At 74.2% G+C, this 19640-nt stretch carries 18 protein-coding genes; 12 read left to right on the top strand and 6 right to left on the bottom strand.

Going from position 1 to position 19640, the window contains the following annotated elements; all coding sequences use genetic code 11:
* Positions 1-5 precede the first annotated feature (5 nt).
* Positions 6-701 (bottom strand): NADPH-dependent F420 reductase, encoded by a 696-nt coding sequence (gene npdG, locus QJS33_RS05840; RefSeq protein ID WP_306366812.1) that lies wholly within the window; start codon positions 699-701, stop codon positions 6-8.
* 46 nt (positions 702-747) lie between these two features.
* The gene (locus tag QJS33_RS05835) at positions 748-936 is read right to left on the bottom strand and encodes a hypothetical protein (protein ID WP_306366811.1); all 189 of its coding nucleotides are present in this window, start codon (positions 934-936) and stop codon (positions 748-750) included.
* 106 nt (positions 937-1042) lie between these two features.
* On the opposite strand from QJS33_RS05835, the gene map reads away from it, so the two are divergent.
* The 12 genes from map (at position 1043) to QJS33_RS05775 (ending at position 14725) form a co-directional block, all read left to right on the top strand.
* Positions 1043-1894, top strand: coding sequence for a type I methionyl aminopeptidase (gene map, locus QJS33_RS05830; RefSeq protein WP_306366810.1), 852 nt, complete (start codon positions 1043-1045; stop codon positions 1892-1894).
* A 176-nt stretch (positions 1895-2070) separates the two neighbouring features.
* The gene (locus QJS33_RS05825) at positions 2071-2700 is read left to right on the top strand and encodes a hypothetical protein (RefSeq protein ID WP_306366809.1); all 630 of its coding nucleotides are present in this window, start codon (positions 2071-2073) and stop codon (positions 2698-2700) included.
* On the top strand, positions 2697-3530 hold the full coding sequence (locus QJS33_RS05820) for a M55 family metallopeptidase (protein WP_306366808.1): 834 nt from the start codon (positions 2697-2699) through the stop codon (positions 3528-3530). Before QJS33_RS05825 ends, QJS33_RS05820 begins: the two co-directional genes overlap by 4 nt.
* A gap of 66 nt (positions 3531-3596) precedes the next feature.
* The gene (locus QJS33_RS05815) at positions 3597-4967 is read left to right on the top strand and encodes a M20/M25/M40 family metallo-hydrolase (protein WP_306366807.1); all 1371 of its coding nucleotides are present in this window, start codon (positions 3597-3599) and stop codon (positions 4965-4967) included.
* A gap of 85 nt (positions 4968-5052) precedes the next feature.
* Positions 5053-6003, top strand: coding sequence for an LD-carboxypeptidase (locus QJS33_RS05810; protein WP_306366834.1), 951 nt, complete (start codon positions 5053-5055; stop codon positions 6001-6003).
* Between the two features lie 448 nt (positions 6004-6451).
* Positions 6452-6718, top strand: a complete 267-nt coding sequence (locus tag QJS33_RS05805; protein ID WP_306366806.1) for a helix-turn-helix domain-containing protein — start codon at positions 6452-6454, stop codon at positions 6716-6718.
* Positions 6719-6810: 92 nt separating this feature from the next.
* A complete protein-coding gene (locus QJS33_RS05800) occupies positions 6811-8061 on the top strand; it encodes a sulfotransferase (RefSeq protein ID WP_306366805.1) in 1251 nt (416 codons plus the stop codon).
* Between the two features lie 319 nt (positions 8062-8380).
* Positions 8381-10348 carry an acyl-CoA dehydrogenase gene (locus QJS33_RS05795; RefSeq protein ID WP_306366804.1) on the top strand — a complete coding sequence of 656 codons (1968 nt, stop codon included), beginning with the start codon at positions 8381-8383 and terminating at the stop codon, positions 10346-10348.
* Positions 10349-10440: 92 nt separating this feature from the next.
* Positions 10441-11082 (top strand): PadR family transcriptional regulator, encoded by a 642-nt coding sequence (locus tag QJS33_RS05790; RefSeq protein ID WP_306366803.1) that lies wholly within the window; start codon positions 10441-10443, stop codon positions 11080-11082.
* Between the two features lie 108 nt (positions 11083-11190).
* The gene (locus tag QJS33_RS05785; RefSeq protein ID WP_306366802.1) at positions 11191-11409 is read left to right on the top strand and encodes a hypothetical protein; all 219 of its coding nucleotides are present in this window, start codon (positions 11191-11193) and stop codon (positions 11407-11409) included.
* A 142-nt stretch (positions 11410-11551) separates the two neighbouring features.
* Complete coding sequence (locus tag QJS33_RS05780) at positions 11552-12880, top strand: MFS transporter (RefSeq protein WP_372339596.1); 1329 nt, start codon at positions 11552-11554, stop codon at positions 12878-12880.
* A 504-nt stretch (positions 12881-13384) separates the two neighbouring features.
* The gene (locus QJS33_RS05775; protein WP_306366801.1) at positions 13385-14725 is read left to right on the top strand and encodes a GH1 family beta-glucosidase; all 1341 of its coding nucleotides are present in this window, start codon (positions 13385-13387) and stop codon (positions 14723-14725) included.
* A 176-nt stretch (positions 14726-14901) separates the two neighbouring features.
* Here QJS33_RS05775 and QJS33_RS05770 read toward each other — a convergent pair whose 3' ends face one another.
* The 4 genes from QJS33_RS05770 to QJS33_RS05755 form a co-directional block, all read right to left on the bottom strand.
* A complete protein-coding gene (locus QJS33_RS05770) occupies positions 14902-15465 on the bottom strand; it encodes a hypothetical protein (protein ID WP_306366800.1) in 564 nt (187 codons plus the stop codon).
* 159 nt (positions 15466-15624) lie between these two features.
* The gene (locus QJS33_RS05765; protein ID WP_306366799.1) at positions 15625-16230 is read right to left on the bottom strand and encodes a TetR/AcrR family transcriptional regulator; all 606 of its coding nucleotides are present in this window, start codon (positions 16228-16230) and stop codon (positions 15625-15627) included.
* A gap of 79 nt (positions 16231-16309) precedes the next feature.
* On the bottom strand, positions 16310-17482 hold the full coding sequence (locus tag QJS33_RS05760; protein ID WP_306366798.1) for an acyl-CoA dehydrogenase family protein: 1173 nt from the start codon (positions 17480-17482) through the stop codon (positions 16310-16312).
* Entirely contained in the window at positions 17479-19638 is a 2160-nt protein-coding gene (locus tag QJS33_RS05755; protein ID WP_372339595.1) for a biotin carboxylase N-terminal domain-containing protein, read from the bottom strand. The genes QJS33_RS05760 and QJS33_RS05755 overlap by 4 nt, the downstream gene beginning before the upstream one ends.
* Between the last annotated feature and the right edge of the window lie 2 nt (positions 19639-19640).

Genomic DNA, 19640 nt, shown 5'->3' with positions numbered 1-19640 from the left:
CGGGTTCACAGGCCGGTGATCCGGATGCCCGCGTGGGTCTTGTAGCGGCGGTTGACCGCGATGAGGTTCGCGGTGAGCGCCTCCACCTGGTGGGCGTTGCGCAGCCGCCCGCCGAACACCCCGCGCACACCCGGGATGCGCTCGGCCAGGGCCCGCACCGTGTCGGTGGCGGCCCGGTCCTCGCCCAGCACCAGCACGTCCAGGTCCACGGTCTCCACCGCGGGGTCCAGCAGGATCACCGCCGACACATGGTGGAACGCGGCGACCACCGTGCTGTCCGGCAGTACGGCGGCGGCCTGCTCCGCGGCGCTGCCCTCGGGCACGTCCAGCGCGAACGGGCCGCGCTTGTCGAAGCCGAGCGGGTTGACGCAGTCCACCACGAGCTTGCCCGCCAGCGGACCGGCCAGGGACTCCAGCAGCTCCTTGTGCCCGTCCCAGGGGACGGCCACGATGACGATGTCGCCCTCGGCCGCGGCGGCGGCGTTGTCCAGGCCGCGGACGTCGATCGCGGTGGACTCGGCACCGACCAGTTCGCCGGCGGCCTTGGCGGCGCGCTCGGCGCTGCGCGACCCCAGGTACACGGTGTGCCCGGCCAGGGCGAACCGGCGGGCCAGCCCGCGCCCCTGGTCGCCCGTCCCGCCCAGCACGGAGATGGTGCGCCCGGTGATGTCGGTGGTCTCAGGTGTGCTCACTTCGGTCATGGGCCGATCCTGCCAGAACCGGGTTCGGAATCCGGTGTGCGCCCCCTCACCACCGGTCCTCCTCGTCCTCGGTCTCCCATTCGCTGTTGCGCTCGGCCGCGATGGTCAGCGCCCGCGCCGCCGTCGCCTCGTCCGGGTAGGGCCCCAGCCGCTCGCGGTTGGGGCAGCCCGCCCCGTGCTCGACGGTGCTGTGCTTGAGGCAGTACCACCAGCCGTCATCCTGTACATCGGCCACCGCGTCCGCCTTTCCTCGTTCCTGGTCGGTCACCTACCCGGGGCGGGGTGTTCCTCACACCCGCACGGCCGCGGCGGGTCGGTGCCACGAACTACAATCCGTGTCCATGACTACTCCGCTGGTTCCCGGGCGCATATCGCCACAACGTTCGGTCCCCTCCCACATCGTCCGCCCCGAGTACGTCGGACGGAAGCACCCCGTGGAAGGCGTCCTGGGCGACGTGCAGACCCCGGAGACCATCGAGCGGATGCGCGTGGCGGGGCGGATCGCCGCGCAGGCGCTGGAGGAGGTCGGCAAGCACATCGTGCCGGGGGTGACCACCGACGAGCTCGACCGGATCGGCCACGAGTTCCTGCTGGACCACGGCGCCTACCCGAGCACGCTGGGGTACAAGGGCTACCCCAAGTCGCTGTGCTCCTCGCTCAACGAGGTCATCTGCCACGGCATCCCCGATGACACGGTGATCTCCGACGGCGACATCGTCAACATCGACATCACCGCCTACAAGGACGGCGTGCACGGCGACACCAACGCCACCTTCCTGGCCGGGGACGTGTCCGAGGAGAACCGCCTGCTGGTGGAGCGCACCCGCGAGGCCACCATGCGCGCCATCAAGGCGTGCCGCCCGGGGCGGCGGATCAACGTGATCGGCCGGGTCATCGAGTCGTACGCCAAGCGGTTCGGCTACGGGGTCGTCCGCGACTTCACCGGGCACGGCGTCGGCCCGGAGTTCCACTCCGGCCTGGTGGTGCCGCACTACGACGACCCGCGCGCGGACACCGTGATGGTGCCCGGGATGACGTTCACGATCGAGCCGATGATCACCCTGGGCGGGGTCGACTACGACATGTGGGACGACGGCTGGACGGCCGTGACGGCCGACCGCAAGTGGACCGCCCAGTTCGAGCACACCCTGGTCATCACCGACACCGGCGCGGAGATCCTCACCCTCCCGTAGAGGGGTCCCCGCCCTCCCGTAGAGGTTCGGACGCTCCCGGAGCCGCCGCGGCCCGGGGGCGTCGTGCGCCGCCGCGGACCCCGGGCGGGCCCCCTGGTCGGCCTCCGTCCCGCCGGGTGTCGGACCGCCCCGGAACGGCCGCGTGTCCGCCTTCGCCCCCACCGTTCGGAGCCCGCATGGCACGGTTCGTCCACCTGGCGGCCGCCCGGAGCGCGGTGCGCTCCGGGTTGCGCGCGGCGCCCGGGCACGGCGGGGAGCGCGGGGTGTACTGCTTCCCGGTGCTGCCCTCCTACACCCTCACCCACCAGTGGCTCCGTGAACTCACCCGGTGGAAGGACACCCGCGTCACGGTCGCCGTGCACCTGCTGCTGCCCGACGACGAACCCGTCCTCGCGGGCCACTACGGCGGCCCCGGGCGGCGGACGACCGCCGCCGGGGCGGTGGGGATCGTCTCCGCGCTGGAGCACCCGCGCGGCTGGGAGGTGTTCGTGCCCCGGGCGGTCACCTCCCGCGAGGTGCGCAGCGTGCGCGCCGTGCGCCCGGGGGTCGGCTGGCGCTACCTGCCCGACGCCCACGGGCGGCCGCCGTGCACCTGCGCGGGCTGCCGGGTGCGCGGCGCGTACGGGTCGCGGCGGCTGCTCGAACGCAGGCCCCACCCGATGGACGGACCCTGGCCGCCGACCCCGACGCGGAGGTGCGCGAGGCCGCCCGCGACGTCCGGGATATCAGGGAGAACCGGTAGATCAGGCCTGTTCCGGCCACATCTGGCGCGGTCAGTGCGGTGGAAGCTAGTGTCGGGCGGGTGAGGATCCTGATCTCCGCGGACATGGAGGGCGCCACCGGCGTCACCTGGCCCGCCGACTGCGAGCCCGGCACCGAGCAGTGGCAGCGCTGCCGCGCGATGTTCACGAGCGACGTCAACGCCGCCGTGGCGGGGCTGTTCGACGGCGGCGCCACCGAGGTCCTGGTCAACGAGGCCCACTCCACCATGCGCAACCTCCTGCTGGAGGAGCTGGACGAGCGCGCCACCATGATCACCGGCCGCCACAAAGAGCTGTCCATGGTGGAGGGCCTCCAGCACGGCGACTGCGACGGCGCCGTGTTCCTGGGCTACCACTGCGGGGCGGGCGAGGAGGGCGTGCTCGCCCACACCTACCTGCCCAACGCCGTCACCGGGGTGTGGCTGGACGGGGAGCCGGCGAGCGAGGGGCGGCTCAACGCCGCCGTGGTCGCCGAGTACGGCACCCCGGTCATCCTGGTCACCGGCGACGACCGCGCCTGCGAGGACGCCGAGACCTACGCGCCGTTCGCCCGCACCGTGGCGGTCAAGGAGTACGTGAGCCGGTACGCGGCCCGCTGCCGCCCGCCCGCGCGCACCGCCGAGGACATCCGGCTGGCCGCGTCGAAGGCGACCCTGCTCGCCGGACGCCTGGACCCCGCGGAGCCCTCGGTCCGGGCCGTGGAGGTCGAGGTGGACGCCGCCCACCTGGCGCAGGCCGCTGCCCTCGTCCCCGGGGTCACCCGGACCGGGGCGCGCCGCGTCCGCTACACCTCGCCGGACGCCTACGAGATGATCCGCTGCTTCAAGACCGTCACCACGATGATCTCCCAGGCGATGGAGAAGGACTACGGCTGACCGGCCGCCGCGCCGTCCCCGCCCCGTACGCCCTCCCGCACCGCAGAACCGCAGAAAGGCCGCGCCGTGGCCCCCACCTCCTCCGCCACCGACACCGCCCGGGCCGGTGAGGACGCCGTCGCCCTCACCCGGGAGCTGATCCGCCGGGACTCCACCAACCGGGGCGGGGGCGAGGGGGACGAGCGGGCCGCCGCCGAGTACGCGGCCGAGGCCCTGACCGACGCCGGGCTCACCCCGGTGTTGCTGGAGTCGAGGCCGCGCCGGGCCAACGTGGTGGCCCGGGTGCCCGGCACCGACCCGAACGCGCCCGCCCTGCTGGTCCACGGCCACCTGGACGTGGTGCCCGCCGACGCCGCCGACTGGACGGTGCCCCCGTTCTCGGGGGAGATCGCCGACTGCCCCGTCACCGGGCTGCCCGCCCTGTGGGGGCGCGGCGCCGTGGACATGAAGAACACCGTCGGCATGGTCGCCGCCGTCGTCCGGGAATGGGCCCGCGCCGGGGTGCGGCCGCGCCGCGACATCGTGCTGGCGTTCGTCGCCGACGAGGAGGACAGCGCCGAGCACGGCGCCGAGTTCCTGGTCCGCGAGCACGCGGGCCTGTTCGAGGGCTGCACCGAGGCGATCGGCGAGGGCGGCGGCGAGACCGTGTACGCCCGCGGCGCCGACGGGCGGACCGTGCGGCTGTACCCGGTGGGGGCCGCCGAGCGGGGCAGTGCCTGGCTGACGCTGCGCGCCGAGGGCACCGCCGGGCACGGGTCGCGTCCGCCCCGGGACAACGCCGTCGCCGCCCTGGCCGAGGCGGTCGTGCGGATCGCCGGGCACCGCTGGCCGCTGCACCCGACCCCGGTGGCGCGGGCCGCCCTGGACGGGATCGCCGCCGCTCTCGGGGTGGCGCGCACCCCCGGGGACGCCGACACGGACGAGGCGGTGGAGGCGCTGCTGGCCCGGCTGGGCACGGCCGCCCCGCTGGTCTCCCCCGCCCTGCGCAACAGCGCCGCGCCCACGATGCTCTCCGCCGGGTACAAGGTCAACGTGGTCCCGGGCGAGGCCACCGCCGGGGTGGACGGCCGGGTGCTGCCGGGGGCCGGGGCGGACTTCGAGCGCACGATGGACGCGCTCACCGGGGACCGGGTGGCGTGGGAGTACGCGCACTCCTCACCGCCGGTGTCCGCTCCGGTGGACTCGCCCGTGTTCGCCGCGCTGCGCGCCGCCCTGCTGGAGCAGGACCCCGGGGCGCACGTGGTACCGGTGTGCCTGTCCGGCGGGACCGACGCCAAGGTGTTCGCGCGCCTGGGGGTCGACTGCTACGGGTTCTCGCCGACCTGGCAGCCGGAGGGGTTGGACTACGCGGGGCTGCTGCACGGGGTGGACGAGCGGGTGCCGTTGGAGGGGCTGCGGTTCGGGGTGCGGACCCTGGACCGCTTCCTGCGGGCCTGAGCGGCCGAGCGTTGTGGGTGGGCGCTCGCCGCGGTGGCGGGCGCCGCGATACCGAGGTCCGTAAGGGGGACGCGTGACGGAACCGATGACGGTGGCCGACCAGGGCGTGGCGGCGGGGGTCCGGCCGCCGCGGCTGCGCAGGGGCGACCGGGTGCGGCTGGTGGCGCCGTGCAGCCCGGTCCCGGAGCCGATGCTGGAGTCGGCCGCCGAGGAGTTGCGCCGCTGGGGGCTGGCCGTGGAGTTCGGGGAGCACGTACGCGACCGGCACCCGGTGCTGCCGTACCTGGCGGGCGAGGACGCCGACCGGGCCGCCGACCTCCAGGAGGCGTGGTGCGACCCGGACGTGGCCGCGGTGTTCTGTGTGCGGGGCGGGGACGGGGCGCACCGGACCCTGGACCTGCTCGACTTCGCGGCGCTGCGGGCGGCCGCTCCCAAGGCGCTCATCGGGTTCAGTGACGTCACGGCGCTGCACGAGGCGTTCGCGGTGGAGTTGGGCGTGGCGACGGTGCACGGGCCGGTGATCGGCACCAAGTACTTCGTGGGCGACCCGGTGGCGCAGGAGGAGCTGCGTGTGACCCTGTTCGAGCCGGAGCGGCGCACGGTGCTGACCTCGTCGGGCGCGCACGCGCTGGTGCCCGGGCGCGCCGAGGGGGTGGTGTTCGGCGGGAACCTGAGCCTGCTCAACGACGGCCTGGGGACGCCGCACAGCCGGGCGTCGGCCGCCGGGGGGATCCTCATGCTGGAGGACGTCGGCGAGGACGTGGCACGGGTCGACCGGATGCTCACCCACCTGCTGCGCACCGGGTGGACGGACGGCCTGGCCGGGGTGGTGCTGGGCACGTGGACCGACTGCCCGCCGGACCCGGGGGTGATCGCCGACCTGATGCGCGACCGCCTCACCCCGCTGGGGATCCCGGTGCTGTGGGGCCTGGAGACGGGGCACTGCGTCGCCCAGCTGACGGTGCCGCTGGGCGTCCCGGCCCTGTTGGACGCCGAGAACGGCACCCTGGAGCTGGCCGTCCCCGGCCTGGCCTGACCGGGCCGGGCCGGGCCGGGCCGGGCCGGGCCGGAGCGTGGTGTCGGCCGGGTTCCGCAGGCGGAGGGAGCGGTGATGGGCACGCGTGCACCGGTGACCGGTATGTCGGGCAACGGCGGGTCGGCGGCGCTGGAGGACCTGGGCGGGCGGGGCCACCGGGGACCCGCCCTGCGCGCCGAGGCCGTCGTCACGGCCTTTGCAGGACCTCGGGGCCGCGCGTCGCGGGACATGCGGACCTCGGGCCGCACCAGGCCGAGGAGGAACACTCGGAGGGACCGCCCGCTCTCCCGCGTCCTCCGGACCAGAACGTCCCGCCTTCTTCCGTGACGCCTTCGATCCGCAACGTGACCATGCACGTGCTTTACGTGCACACCCGACTCGTGTTCCGGATTCCGGGATCGGATACCTATACCGGTGGGACCCGGGGCGGGCGTCTAGACTCGACGGCATGGTGAGAGAGCCGCTGACCGAAACCCAGATCGAACGCGGGCGCCTGCTCGGCGGGCTGCTGCGCGGTGCCCGCGCCGACCGCACCATGGTGGACGTGGCCCGGCAGGCCGGGATCTCCGTGGAGACACTGCGCAAGATCGAGGGCGGGCGCATCCCCACCCCGGCCTTCTTCACCGTCGCCGCCATCGCCGCCGCCCTCGACCTTTCCCTGGACGACCTGCTGCGCCGTGTGGACGACGCCGTTGCGACCTCCGTGAGCGCCTGACCGAAAGACCGAAAGCCCCCTCCCCCTGTCGCCGACGCCCGCCGCCGTGGTCCAATCCGGTAGCCGCCGTCCGCGACCGAAGGAGGAGACCGGTGGAGAGACCGTCCGAAAGCGTGCGCCCCGTGTGGTGGTTGGAACCCGTGAACGCACTGCTCGCCCCGTTCGCGGGGCGGTTCGGGGACGGGGGGTCCTTCGACGCCGCGCTGCGGGCGGCATCCTCCCGCAGCGGCCTGCCCTGGCTCCCCGACGAACCCTTCCTCGCGGACATGAGGTTCCTCCACGAGGCCTGGCAGGCGGTGCCCGACCTCACCCCGGTCGGCCGGTTCGCGCTACAGAGCGAGATCCGGCGGCGGCTGGAGACTCGCCTGCGCATGCTCCACCTGCTCGACGCCCGCCCGGAGGTCGCCGCCGAGCCCGTCGACCGGCCGGTGTTCATCACCGGCCTGCCCCGGACGGGCACCACGTTCGGGCACGGGCTCCTCGCCCGGCACACCCGGGCCCGGGCACCCATGCTGTGGGAGCTGCTGAGCCCGGTGCCCGACACGGGCCGGCCCGGTGAGCGCACGGTGGGCAGGCGCGAGCGCCTGGCCTCGGCGCGGGCACAGATCCGGGGCATGCACGCGATGGCCCCGGGGTTCGGGACCATCCACCCCATGCACCCGCTGGAACCGGAGGAGTGCGTCTTCCTCCTGCCGCACGGCCTGAACAACCACGTCCGCGCCCACGTCCCCGACTACCGCGCGTGGCTGGAGCAGCGTGACGCCACCCCCGACTACGTCTACCTCAAGCAGCAGCTCCAGGCGTTGCAGTGGGGGCGGCCCGCACGGCGCTGGGTGCTCAAGTCCCCGCTGCACCTGCCCAACCTGGACGTCCTGCTGTCGGTCTTCCCCGACGCGGTGGTCGTACTGACCGACCGCGACCCCGCCCGGGCCATGCCGTCCTGGGCGAGCCTGACCGAGGCGGGGATGCGCCTGCACTGCCACGGGGTGGACCCGCACCGGATCGGCCGCGAATGGCTGGACATCTGGGCGGGGGCCGCCGAGCACGCCCGCCGGGTGCGCAGCGGGCACGCCCCCGGACACTTCATCGACCTGCCCTACGACGAGCTGACGTCCGACCCGCTCGGGGCGGCCGAACGCGTCTGGCGGATCCTCGGCGAGGAGTTCGACGCGGCCAGCCGGGACCGCACGCTCGCGTACACGCAGCGGGACCGGCGCAAGAACCCCGGCGGCCACCGGTACGGGCTCGACCGCTACGGCCTCACCGCCCAGGAGGTGCGCGCGGCGTTCGGTCCGGACCCGACCGGATCGGCGGCCGCCCGCGCGGACGGGGCCGGGGTCTGAGGCGTCCCGGCGCAGCGGCCGGCCGTCGTCCACGACACAGCGGGCCGGAGCGGGGCGGACCGCGGGCGTGGGGGTGGCGTTGGCGTGGGTGGTGTGGGGCATCGAGGGCCTTCTGGTGGCCGGGGGTGGATCTCGCGATCCACACCGATACCGAAGGCCCTCTTCGCTTGTGTCGGCCGGGGTGGGTGCTATCAACCTCCATGGCCGGTACGGCTAGGTTGGGACCACACGCCCGTACCGGGCGTGTTCCCGACCCCTCCGGCCGCGCGGGTGGTAGGCACGAGGGGGCCGCGTCGACGAGGACCAGCAGGGGGAAGACATGAGCGAACAGGCGTTGCGGGTGGACGAGGCCGAACTCCGCGGCCTTCTGGACGGCCGGTGGGCCCACGTGCGCGAACGCGCCCGTGACGTTCTCCAGGGAGAGCGGTACGCCCCCGTGTACGGCCTGTCCGTCGAGGAGCACCGCGAGCGCACCCTGAAGCAGTTGCTCGCGCTGGCCGAGACCGACCTGCCCGCGTACGGCTTCCCCGCCTCGGTGGGCGGCGCGGACGACATCGGCGCCTCCGTGGTGGCCTTCGAGATGCTCGTCGCCGACATGTCGCTCATGGTGAAGATGGGCGTGCAGTGGGGCCTGTTCGGCGGGGCGATCCGCGCCCTGGGCACCGAGCGGCACCACACCGAGTACCTGCCCCGGGTCATGTCGGTGGAGCTGCCCGGCTGCTTCGCGATGACCGAGACCGGCCACGGCTCGGACGTGCAGAACCTGCGCACCACGGCCACCTACGACCCGGTCGCCGAAGAGTTCGTGATCGACACCCCCGACGAGTCGGCGCGCAAGGACTACATCGGCAACGCCGCCCGGGACGGTCGCATGGCGGTCGTGTTCGCCCAGCTGCGCGCCGACGGCGGTGAGCACGGGGTGCACGCCCTGCTCGTGCCGATCCGCGACGAGGACGGGAACCCGATGCCCGGGGTGCGGATCCAGGACTGCGGCCCCAAGGCCGGGCTCAACGGGGTGGACAACGGCCGGCTGTGGTTCGACGGCGTGCGGGTGCCCCGGACCAACCTGCTCAACCGGTACGGCACCGTGGCGCCCGACGGCACCTACTCCAGTCCCATCCAGAACCCCGACCGGCGGTTCTTCACCATGCTCGGCACCCTGATCCGCGGCCGCATCAGCGTGGCCGGGGGCGCGGGCAGCGCCGCCAAGGCCGCACTGACCATCGCGCTGCGCTACGCCGACACCCGGCGCCAGTTCACCCGGCCCGGCGGCGACGGCGCACCCGAGCAGGAGGTGCGCATCCTCGACTACCTGGCGCACCAGCGCAAGCTGCTGCCGGCGCTGGCCCGCACCTACGCCCTGCACTTCGCGCAGGAGGAGCTGGTGACACGGCTGCACGAGCTGTCGCGGGCGCCGCGCCGCGACGAGCACGCCCAACGGGAACTGGAGTCCCGGGCGGCCGGGCTGAAGGCCGTCTCCACCTGGCACGCGACCGCCGCCATCCAGACCTGCCGGGAGGCGTGCGGCGGCGCCGGGTACCTGGCGGAGAACCGCATCCCGCAGCTCAAGGCCGACTCCGACATCTTCACGACCTTCGAGGGCGACAACACGGTCCTGCTGCAACAGCTCACCAAGGGTCTGCTGACCAACTTCAAGGACTCGTTCGGCGACCTGGACACGATGGGGCTGGCCCGGTTCATGGCGGGCAAGGTGTTCGAGACGGTGATCGAGCGGACCGCGGCGATCCCGCTGATCGACCGGCTCATCGCGGCCTCCCCCGGGCACGACGACGCCGACCTGTACAACCGCGGCTGGCACCTGGAGCTGTTCGAGGACCGGGAGAAGCACATCATCGAGGGGCTGGCCGGGCGGCTGCGCCGCGCCAAGAAGGACGGCAGTGACGCGTTCGAGGTGTTCAACCGGGCCCAGGACCACGTGCTGGCCGCCGGACGGGCGCACATGGACCGGGTGGTGCTGGAGGCGTTCGTGGCCGGGATCGACCGGTGCGGCGACAAGTCCACGGCCAAGCTGCTCAACCGGGTGTGCGACCTGTACGTGATGTCGGTGATCGAGGAGGACCGCGCCTGGTTCCTGGAGCACGAGCGGCTGTCGACGGCGCGGACCAAGGCGGTGACGCGGGCGGTGGACGACCTGTGCCGGGGGCTGCGGCCGTACGCGGTGCAGCTGGTCGACGCGTTCGGACTGCGCGACGAGTGGCTGGCGGCGCCGATCGCGCTGGGCGCCGAGCACGCGCGGCAGGGCGACGCGGCCCCGGCCCGCGGGTGAGCGGGGGGTGCGGCGCCGGGCACCCGCCGCACCCGTCGGATAGAGTAGTCAAAGTTGATTAGTTTTCCTGTGCTGAACGGGGAGGGTACGGCATGTCGGCCATCCGGTTGCTGGTCCTGGGGGCGGTCCGCCTGCACGGCCGGGCGCACGGCTACCAGGTGCGCAACGACCTGGAGTTCTGGGGTGCCCACGAGTGGTCCAACGCCAAGCCCGGCTCGATCTACCACGCCCTGAAGCAGCTGGCCAAGCAGGGCCTGTTGCGCGCGCACGACACGGCGCCCTCCACCGTGGGCGGGCCGCCCCGCACCGAGTACGAGCTCACCCCGGAGGGCGTCGAGGAGTACTTCTCGCTGCTGCGGCGGGCGCTGTCCTCGCACGACGAGCGGCGGGACATGCTCTCGGCCGGGCTGGGGTTCATGGTGGACCTGCCCCGCCACGAGGTGGTCGAGCTGCTGAGCGTTCGCGAGGAGGGGCTGAAGAACTGGCAGGACTCGGTCAGCACCCACTACGTCCCCGCCGAGTACGCCGACACCATGGGGCACATCGGCGAGATCATGGACATGTGGCTGGCCGTGGGCCGCGCCGAGACGGAGTGGACGCGGCGGCTGATGGAGCGCATCGAGGCGGGCGCGCACTCGTTCGCGGGCGAGGGCGGGAACCCCTTCAAGGGCGTGTTCGCCGAGGACAACCCGGAGCTCATGGCGGCCTGGCGCATCGGCGAGTCCCCGGCCTGACCCGGCGGCGCGGGACCCGGCGCGGGGCCGGGGCGCGGGCGGCCCCGGTGGTCCTCGGGTTCCAGTGGTGGTCGCGACACCCTGGCATTCAGGGAGGTTGCGACCACCATGTCGTTCACCGGGCAGGAACCGGCCCGACTGCGGGAACGCTTCCCGGAACCGGTGACCGAGACCGGCAACGTCACCGAGGCCGCCCGAGAGCTCGACATCAACCGCGACACCGCTCTCCACGAGCACCACGCACACCGACCGCCCCGACACCCCTCAGCGACCCCGACGGCACGCATCCGGGCCACCGACTCCCCGGCGCCGCACCCACATGAGTAGTCAAGTTTGATCAATGGCACGAGCCTAGCCCACCCCCTCCCACTAATCAAGTTTGACCAATGGCGGGAGATGCCCCTCCGGACTTCCATCCGCGCCTGTGACGCACCTAACATGAAGACAATTCACGTTAGGCAGGTGATCCGTGCGCACACCCCCCGCGCCCCCGCCCTCCGAACGCCCCGCCTCCGCCCCCGGAGCACCGGCCCCCGGTACCGCCTCAGACCCGATCCCCGAGGCCCTCGCCGAGCCCACCGCCCCTGTCGGCGCCCTGTGGGTGACCGGCATCAGCCTGGCCAACCTCGGCATGTGGATGGCGTTCTTCGGCCCCCTCCAGGTCCTCCTCCCCGAGCAGGTCGGAGTGATCGTCCCGGAGAGCAAGGAGACCGCCCTGGCCTGGGTCACCGGCGTCGGCGCCCTCATGGCCACGCTCGGCACCCCTCTGGCCGGAGCACTGTCCGACCGCACCGTCGGGCCCCTGGGCCGCCGCCGCCCGTGGGTGCTGCTCGGCGCCGTCCTGGGCGGGATCGGCCTGATCGTCCTGGGCCGCCAGGACACCGTCACGGGAGTACTCGTCGGCTGGTCGCTCGTCCAAGTGGCCCTGTCCCTGCTCAACGCCACCCTGCTCGCCGCCATCCCGGACCGCGTCCCGGTCCGCCAGCGCGGCGCGGTCTCCGGCTGGGTCGGCATCCCCCAGTCCGCGGGTGTGGTGGTCGCCGTGGTGCTGGTGACCGTGGTCGTCACCCGCATCTCCCCGGGCTACACGCTCATCGGCGTGCTCCTCATCGCCTGCGCCCTGCCCTTCGCCCTGCTGTCGCCGGATCCCCCGCTGCCGCGCGGGGCCCGTCCGCCCTGGCGTGAACTCGGCCGCGGTCTCTGGGTGTCGCCGCGCCGCCACCCGGACTTCGCGTGGGCCTGGCTCACCCGGTTCCTCATGCAGACCGGCAACGCCATGTTCACCCTCTACCTGCTGTACTTCCTGCGCGACGGCATCGGCTACGAGGAACTCTTCCCCGGTTCCTCCGCCGCCGACGGCCTGCTCCTGCTGATCCTGGTCTACACGGCCGCGGTGGTGGCGACCACCGTGGTCGCGGGCATGCTCTCCGACCGCTGGGGACGGCGTCGCGGCCCGGTGTGCGTGTCGGGGGTGGTGTGCGCGCTCCCGGCGTTCCTGGTGGCGCTGTTCCCGACCTGGCCGGTGACGATCGCGTCCGCGGTGGTGCTGGGCGTCGGGTTCGGCATCTACCTGTCGGTGGACAACGCCCTGGTCACCGAGGTCCTCCCGGCCGCGGAGGGCCGTGCCAAAGACCTGGGGATCGTGAACATCGCCAGCGCCGGGCCGCAGGTCATCGCCCCGGCGCTGGCCGGTCCGATCGTGGTGTACCTGGGCGGCTACCCGGTCCTGTACACGGTCTGCGGCCTGCTGACCCTGCTGGGCGCCGTCCTGGTGTGGCGCATCAAGGGGGTGGCCTGAGCCCACATCCTCGTCCCTCGAACCCCGCACCCACACGCCCGGCCCCACGCCGCCCCGACCCGCGCCCCTCGGACCCCACACGCCCGATCCCACACCACCACGCACTCTCAGACCCCGCACCCGCACCACCCCGACCCCACACCCCTCAGCACCCACACGCCCGGCCCCACGCCTCCCCGGCCCCACGCCCCTCGGACCCCACACGCCCGATCCCACACCACCACGCACTCTCAGACCCCGTCCCCGCAGCACTCCGGCCCCACGCCCCTCGGACTCCACACGCCCGATCCCGCACCCCCGCGCACTCTCAGACCCCGTCCCCGCAGCACTCCGGCCCCACGCCCCTCGGACTCCACACGCCCGGCCCCGCACCACCACGCAGCACCCGCACACCCGATCCCGCACCACCCCGACCCGTACCGTTTCGACCCCCGTTCCCTCCCGCCCCCGGCCCCGGACCGTCCGGTCGCCGGAAGGGCACCCGCGTACGAAAGGCGGATCCGTATGTCGTCACCGTTCCTGTGGGGTGTGGCCTCGGCCGCGTTCCAGGTGGAGGGCGCCCCGGCCGAGGACGGCCGCGCCCCGTCGATCTGGGACACCTTCGCCGCCCGGCCGGGCGCCGTCCGCGACGGCCACAGCCCGGCCGTGGCCTGCGACCACTACCACCGCTGGCCGCAGGACGTGGACCTGCTCGACCGGCTGGGCGTGAACGCCTACCGCTTCTCGATCGCCTGGCCGCGGGTGGTGCCGCAGGGCACCGGACCGGTGAACAAGGCGGGCCTGGACTTCTACGAGCGGCTGGTCGACGCCCTGCTGGAGCGGGGCATCACCCCGTTCCCGACCCTGTTCCACTGGGACCTGCCCCAGGCCCTACAGGACGCGGGCGGCTGGTCGGCCCGGGACACCGCGCGGGCGTTCGCCGACTACGCGGCGGTGGTCGCCGACCGGTTGGGCGACCGCGTCCCGAGGTGGATCACCCTGAACGAGCCGGTGGTCCACATGGCCTACGGGCACGCGTTCGGCAACCACGCCCCGGGCCTCACCCTGGAGGTCCCCGAACTCCTGACGGTGGCGCACCACTTGCTGCTCGCCCACGGCCTGGCCGCGGCGGAGCTGCGCTCACGCGGGCTGGAGGCGCTGCTCACCAACAACCTGACCCCGGTGCGCGCCCCGCAGGACCCGACCGGGGCCGACCTGGCGGCGGGGGCGGCCTACGACGCCCTGCACAACCGGCTGTTCGCCGACCCGGTGCTGCTGGGCTCCTACCCGGACCTGTCGGCGTTCGGCGCCGCGGAGGTGCCGGGGGTGCACGAAGGGGACCTGGCGGTCATCGCGGGCAGCGCGGACGGCATCGGCGTCAACTACTACAACCCGAGCCTGGTCCTGGCGCCGGACGAGGGTGCGGGGCTGCCGTTCGCACTGGGCGAGATCACGGGGGTGCCCACGACGGCGTTCGGGTGGCCGGTGGTCCCCGAGGGGCTGACCGACACCCTGGTGGGGCTGTCGGAGCGGTACGGCGAGGCGCTGCCGCCGCTGTACGTCACCGAGAACGGCTGCTCGCGCGAGGACACGGTGGCCGACGGCCGGGTGGCCGACCCCGAGCGCATCGCCTACCTGGAGTCGCACATCGCCGCCGTGGACGCGGCCCGAGCACGGGGGACGGACGTGCGCGGCTACTTCGTGTGGACGCTCACCGACAACTTCGAGTGGGCGGAGGGCTACCACCAGCGGTTCGGCCTGGTGCACGTGGACCACGACACCCAGGTCCGCACGCCCAAGGACTCCTTCGCCCGCTACCGCGACATCATCGCCGCCCGCACCGGGGCACCGGGCTCCGCCGCCTGACCGCACCGGCCGCGCCCGGAAGAACACCCGTGCCGGGCGGCCCCGGGGCAGCCCGGCACCGCGGGCCCCGCCCGGGGCGCCGCCGGTGTGCCATCGGGACCGCCGGCACGGATCCCGGCGCCGCCCACCGGGCACCGAAGATCGGGCATCGGACACCGGCACGCGACACCGTCGGCCTACTCGATGACGGCGTCCAGCGGGCCGCTGTCGAACCGCTCGGGGGCCTGCTCGCCGCGTTTGCGGGCGGGCTCCCACCACCACCAGTGCGACTCGGGCACCCAGTCGGGCACCTCCTCGTCGGCGGCGGACACCGCGGTCTCGGCCACCGCCTCCAGGGCGTCGTCGATGCGCACCACGGCCTCCAGGTCCTCCTGGCGCAGGAACTCGCGCCAGGGCACGAACTCCTCGGCGAGGATCTGGAGCATGGACCGGCGCCAGCAGGCGGGCCGGTAGCCCTCGTAGCGGCCGTTCTCCGCCGCGGTCTGGCTGCGCACCACGTACAGGCCGAGCCGGTCGGGGTTGTTGCCGCTGACCAGCAGCTCGGCGAGGGTGGACGTGAACTCGCGGCCCGCGGGCGACTGCCGTGCGGCGCGGTCGGTCGCCCGGTAGAGGTCGAACAGGGCGGCGAAGGCCTCGTCCATGAGCGCGTCCCGGTCCCTGCGGCGCGCGGCGCTCTCAGCGAAGGCGTCCAGCGCACTCCTGGCCAGGGTGGGGATGTCCCTGCCCGCGTCCGCGCTCACCTGTCCACCGCCTTTTCCTGTTGTGAACCTGTTTTCTCGGGGATCGTGTTCTCCCGGGGCCGGGCCGCCGGGGGTCGGCACGTTGGGTGACGACCGGGCTTCCGATGATAATCACCGCTTTCGGGGCACCGCCATCGCGGGCGGCCCGGATACGCGGCCTCATCCGGCCAGGACCGTGTCGAGCATCCCGGCCCACTGGCGCACGATGCGCCTGCGACGTGCGGTGTCGTCGGTGAGGAGGTTGGCCAGCCCCAGTCCGCGGGCCAGGTCGAGGGTGGCCTGGACGGCCTCGCGCACCCCGGGACGGGACTCGTCCGCCCCCAGCAGCTCCACCGCCGCCCGGTGCAACTCGCGCCCCACCTGCTCCTCCATCGGGACGACGCTCTCGCGCAGGGCGGGGTCGCTGGCGGCGGCCGCCCACAGTTGCAGGGCGGCCCGGAAGTCGTCCCCGGTGAAGGCGTCCACGGCCACCTCCACCACGGCCTCGGTGCGCCCGGGCCCCTCGGGGACCTCGGCGAGACGGCGGCGCAGCTCCGCGCCCCGGGCGTCGAGCATGTGCCGCATGACCGCGAGGAACAGGTCCTCGCGGGTCGGGAAGTGGTGCTGTGCCGCCCCCCGGGACACCCCGGCCGCCTCGGCGACCGCTCCGACGGTGGCTCCGGCCACCCCGTGCCCGGCCAGACGGCCCACGGCCGCCTCCAGCAGCCGGGCACGGGTGGCCCGGCTGCGTTCCTGTCTGGGTTCGCGCTCCGCTGCGGTCCCCACCCGTCGCCCCCTCGCTCACCGCTGTGCGGACGCCCGGGCTCCGTGCGCCCGCCCCCGCATCAGTACGGACTCGGCCTGATCAGTACGACTTGGGCAGGCCCAGGGACTGCTGTGCCACGTAGTTGAGGACCATCTCCCGGCTGACCGGGGCGATCCGCGCCAGGCGTGCGCTGGCGATCGCCGATCCCAGCCCGTACTCGCTGGCCAGGCCGTTGCCGCCGAGGGTCTGCACGGCCTGGTCGATGGCCCGCACGCACGCCTCCGCCGCGGCGTACTTGGCCATGTTGGCCGCCTCGCCCGCCCCCGCGTCGTCGCCGGAATCGTAACGGAACGCGGCGTGCTGGGTCATCAGCCGGGCCTGTTCCAGCTCGATCTTGACCTGGGCGAGGGGGTGGGCCAGGCCCTGGTGGGCTCCGATGGGGGTGTCCCGCCACACGGTGCGTTCCTTGGCGTAGGCGACGGCCTTGTCGAGGGCGTGCCGGGCGCTGCCGACGGCCAGGGAGGCGGCCATGATGCGTTCGGGGTTGAGCCCGGCGAACAGTTGCAGGAGCCCGGCATCGGGGTCGCCGACCAGGGCGTCGGCGGGCAGCCGGACGTCGTCGAGGAACAGCTGGTACTGGTGGTCGGGGCTGACCAGGTCCATCTCGATGCGGTGCTTCTCGAACCCGGGGGTGTCGGTGGGCACGACGAACAGGGCGGCGGAGAGCCTGCCGGTGGCCTCGTCCTGGACACGGCCCACCACGAGGACCGCGTCGGCGACGTCCACCCCGGAGATGAAGGTCTTGCGCCCGTTGAGGACCCATTGGTCGCCCTCGCGGCGGCCGGTGGTCGTGATCCGGTGGGAGTTGGACCCGGCGTCGGGTTCGGTGATGGCGAAGGCCATGATGGTCTCGCCGGCGGCGATCCCGGGCAGCCAGCGCTCGCGTTGTCCGGGGGTGCCGAAGCGGGACAGGACGGTGCCGCAGATGGCCGGGGAGACGACCATCATGAGGGTCGGGCACCCGGCGGCGCTGAGCTCCTCCAGGACGGCGGCCAGGTCGCCGATGCCGCCGCCTCCGCCGCCGTACTCCTCGGGGAGGTTGACGCCGAGGTAGCCGAGTTCGCCCGCCGCCTTCCACAGTTCGGTGAGGTAGGCGTCCTCCTTGGCCTTGGCCCGGTAGTACGCGGACCCGTAGTCGGCGGCGAACGCGGAGACCACCGCGCGCAGTTCGACGCGTTCGGGGGGTTCGTTGAAGGTCATGGCCCCGGTCATCTGCTGTCCTGTCCTTCGTAGTCGAGTACGGCGAGGGGTGTTCCGGCGGTGACCCGTCTCCCGGCGGCGACCGGGATCTCCCGGACGGCGCCGGCGGCGGGCGCGGTGATGCGGTGCTCCATCTTCATGGCCTCCATCCGCAGCAGGGTCTGCCCGGCGCGGACCTTCTCCCCCACGGCGACGTCGACGGAGGTGACGGTGCCCGGCATGGGCGCGGGCAGCGCCCCGGGGTCCACCGCGGCCTCGGGTGCGGGGAGGGGGTCGACGGGCGTGAGGGCGACGGACCCGTGCGGGGTGTCGACGTGGATCCGGCCGCCCGCGGTGCGGACCTCGAACGTCCGGACCAGCCCGTCCACCTCCAGCACGGCCCGCCCCGCGGTGCCCGGTCGCCCGGACACGGCCGTCTCCGGGTCGGCCGGTCGCCCGGGAACGGGCGCGCCGCGGAGCGCCCCGTCCGCCTCAGCGACGACCCGTCCCACGGCCACCGAACGGACGCGCACGCCGGGCCGTTCGGGGACGGGGACGCCGCGGACGGCGCGGTGGGCCGCAGTGACCTCGCGCCCGTCATCGGTGGTGTAGCGGCGCAGTTGCGCCCCGGAGGGCAGGTTGCGCCAGTGCGCGGGGATTCCGGCGGGCAGGGGTCCGCTGCCGCGGGAGGCCTCGGCGCGGACCAGTGCGGCGGCGAGGGCGGCGAGTTCCTCGGTGTCGGGGGCGGCCAGCGGGGTGGCCAGCGCGGTGAGGCGGTCCCCGGTGAGGAGACCGGTGTGCAGTTCCCAGGGGCGTTCGGCGGCCTGGGCGAACACCGGGTGGCGCAGGGCTCGCACGAGCAGGTCGCGGTTGGTGGCCACACCGTGGACGCGGGCCCCGGCCAGGGCGGCGGCCAGGCGGCGCAGGGCGTCGCGGCGGTCGCGGCCGTGGGCGACGACCTTGGCGAGCATGGGGTCGAAGTCGGTGCCGACGGTGTCTCCGGCCGCCACCCCGGAGTCGAGGCGCACCCCGGGCCCGGCGGGCCGGTCGAAGCGCGCGGTGGCGGCGGGGACGTCGAACGCGGTGAGCACGCCGGTGCGCGGCCGCCACCCCTGCCGCGGGTCCTCGGCGTAGAGGCGGGCCTCCACGGCGTGGCCGACGGGCGGGGGCGGCCCGTCGGCGGGCAGCGGTTCGCCCTCGGCGATCCGGATCTGCCATTCGACCAGGTCCAGGCCGGTGACGCATTCGGTGACGGGGTGCTCGACCTGGAGCCGGGTGTTCATCTCCAGGAACACGGGCGTGCCGAACGCACGGCCGCCCCCTTCCGCGGGCGGACGGACCGGGACGAGGAACTCCGCGGTCCCGGCGCCGGCGTAGCCGATGGCGCGGGCCAGGACGCGGGCGGCCTCGTGCAGGTCGCGGCGCACGTCCTCGGGCAGTCCGGGGGCGGGGGCCTCCTCGATCACCTTCTGGTGGCGACGCTGCACCGAGCAGTCGCGTTCGCCGACGGCCCACACGGTGCCGTGGGCGTCGGCGAGGATCTGCACCTCGATGTGGCGGCCGCGCTCCACGTACGGCTCGCAGAACACCGCCGGGTCGCCGAACGCGGCGGCGGCCTCGGCGCGGGCGGCGGCCGCCGCGGCGGGCAGGTCGGCGAGGTCGCGGACCACGCGCATGCCCCGGCCGCCGCCTCCCGCGGACGCCTTGACCAGGACGGGCAGGTCCTCGGTGCGCACGTCGGCGGGGTCCAGTGCGGCCGCGACGGGGACCCCGGCGGCACGGGCGGTCTCCTTGGCGCGGGTCTTGGAGCCCATGCCCTCGATGGCGTCGGCGCCGGGTCCCACCCAGGTGAGCCCGGCGGCGGTGACGGCGCGGGCCAGGGCCGGGTTCTCGGACAGGAAGCCGTAGCCGGGGTGGACGGCGTCGGCCCCGGCGGTGCGGGCCGCGGCCACGATCGCGTCGGGGTCGAGATAGGCGTCCACGGGCCCGCCCCCGGCGGGGACCGGTAGGGGGACGGCGGTGTCGGCCTCGGCGACGTGGGCGGCGGTCTCCTCGCCGGGGGCGTGCACGGCGACGGTGCCGATGCCCAGGGTGCGGCAGGTGCGCATGATACGGCGCGCGATCTCGCCGCGGTTGGCGACCAGCAGCGTCTCGACGGGGCGGGGGTGTTCGGGTGGGGTGGTGGTCACGG

This window comes from Nocardiopsis sp. CC223A, from assembly GCF_030766825.1.
GTDB lineage: Bacteria > Actinomycetota > Actinomycetes > Streptosporangiales > Streptosporangiaceae > Nocardiopsis.
Note: the sequence above shows the minus strand (reverse complement) of the source record. Positions and strands in the feature narration are given on the sequence as shown.

Coding starts and splice junctions, on each gene's coding strand:
- QJS33_RS05805 (WP_306366806.1), top strand. CDS start 6,452: ATGGTGAGAGAGCCGCTGACCGAAACCCAGATCGAACGCGGGCGCCTG.
- QJS33_RS05760 (WP_306366798.1), bottom strand. CDS start 17,482: ATGACCGGGGCCATGACCTTCAACGAACCCCCCGAACGCGTCGAACTG.
- QJS33_RS05785 (WP_306366802.1), top strand. CDS start 11,191: ATGTCGTTCACCGGGCAGGAACCGGCCCGACTGCGGGAACGCTTCCCG.
- QJS33_RS05795 (WP_306366804.1), top strand. CDS start 8,381: ATGAGCGAACAGGCGTTGCGGGTGGACGAGGCCGAACTCCGCGGCCTT.
- QJS33_RS05810 (WP_306366834.1), top strand. CDS start 5,053: ATGACGGTGGCCGACCAGGGCGTGGCGGCGGGGGTCCGGCCGCCGCGG.
- npdG (WP_306366812.1), bottom strand. CDS start 701: ATGACCGAAGTGAGCACACCTGAGACCACCGACATCACCGGGCGCACC.
- QJS33_RS05775 (WP_306366801.1), top strand. CDS start 13,385: ATGTCGTCACCGTTCCTGTGGGGTGTGGCCTCGGCCGCGTTCCAGGTG.
- QJS33_RS05790 (WP_306366803.1), top strand. CDS start 10,441: ATGTCGGCCATCCGGTTGCTGGTCCTGGGGGCGGTCCGCCTGCACGGC.
- map (WP_306366810.1), top strand. CDS start 1,043: ATGACTACTCCGCTGGTTCCCGGGCGCATATCGCCACAACGTTCGGTC.
- QJS33_RS05825 (WP_306366809.1), top strand. CDS start 2,071: ATGGCACGGTTCGTCCACCTGGCGGCCGCCCGGAGCGCGGTGCGCTCC.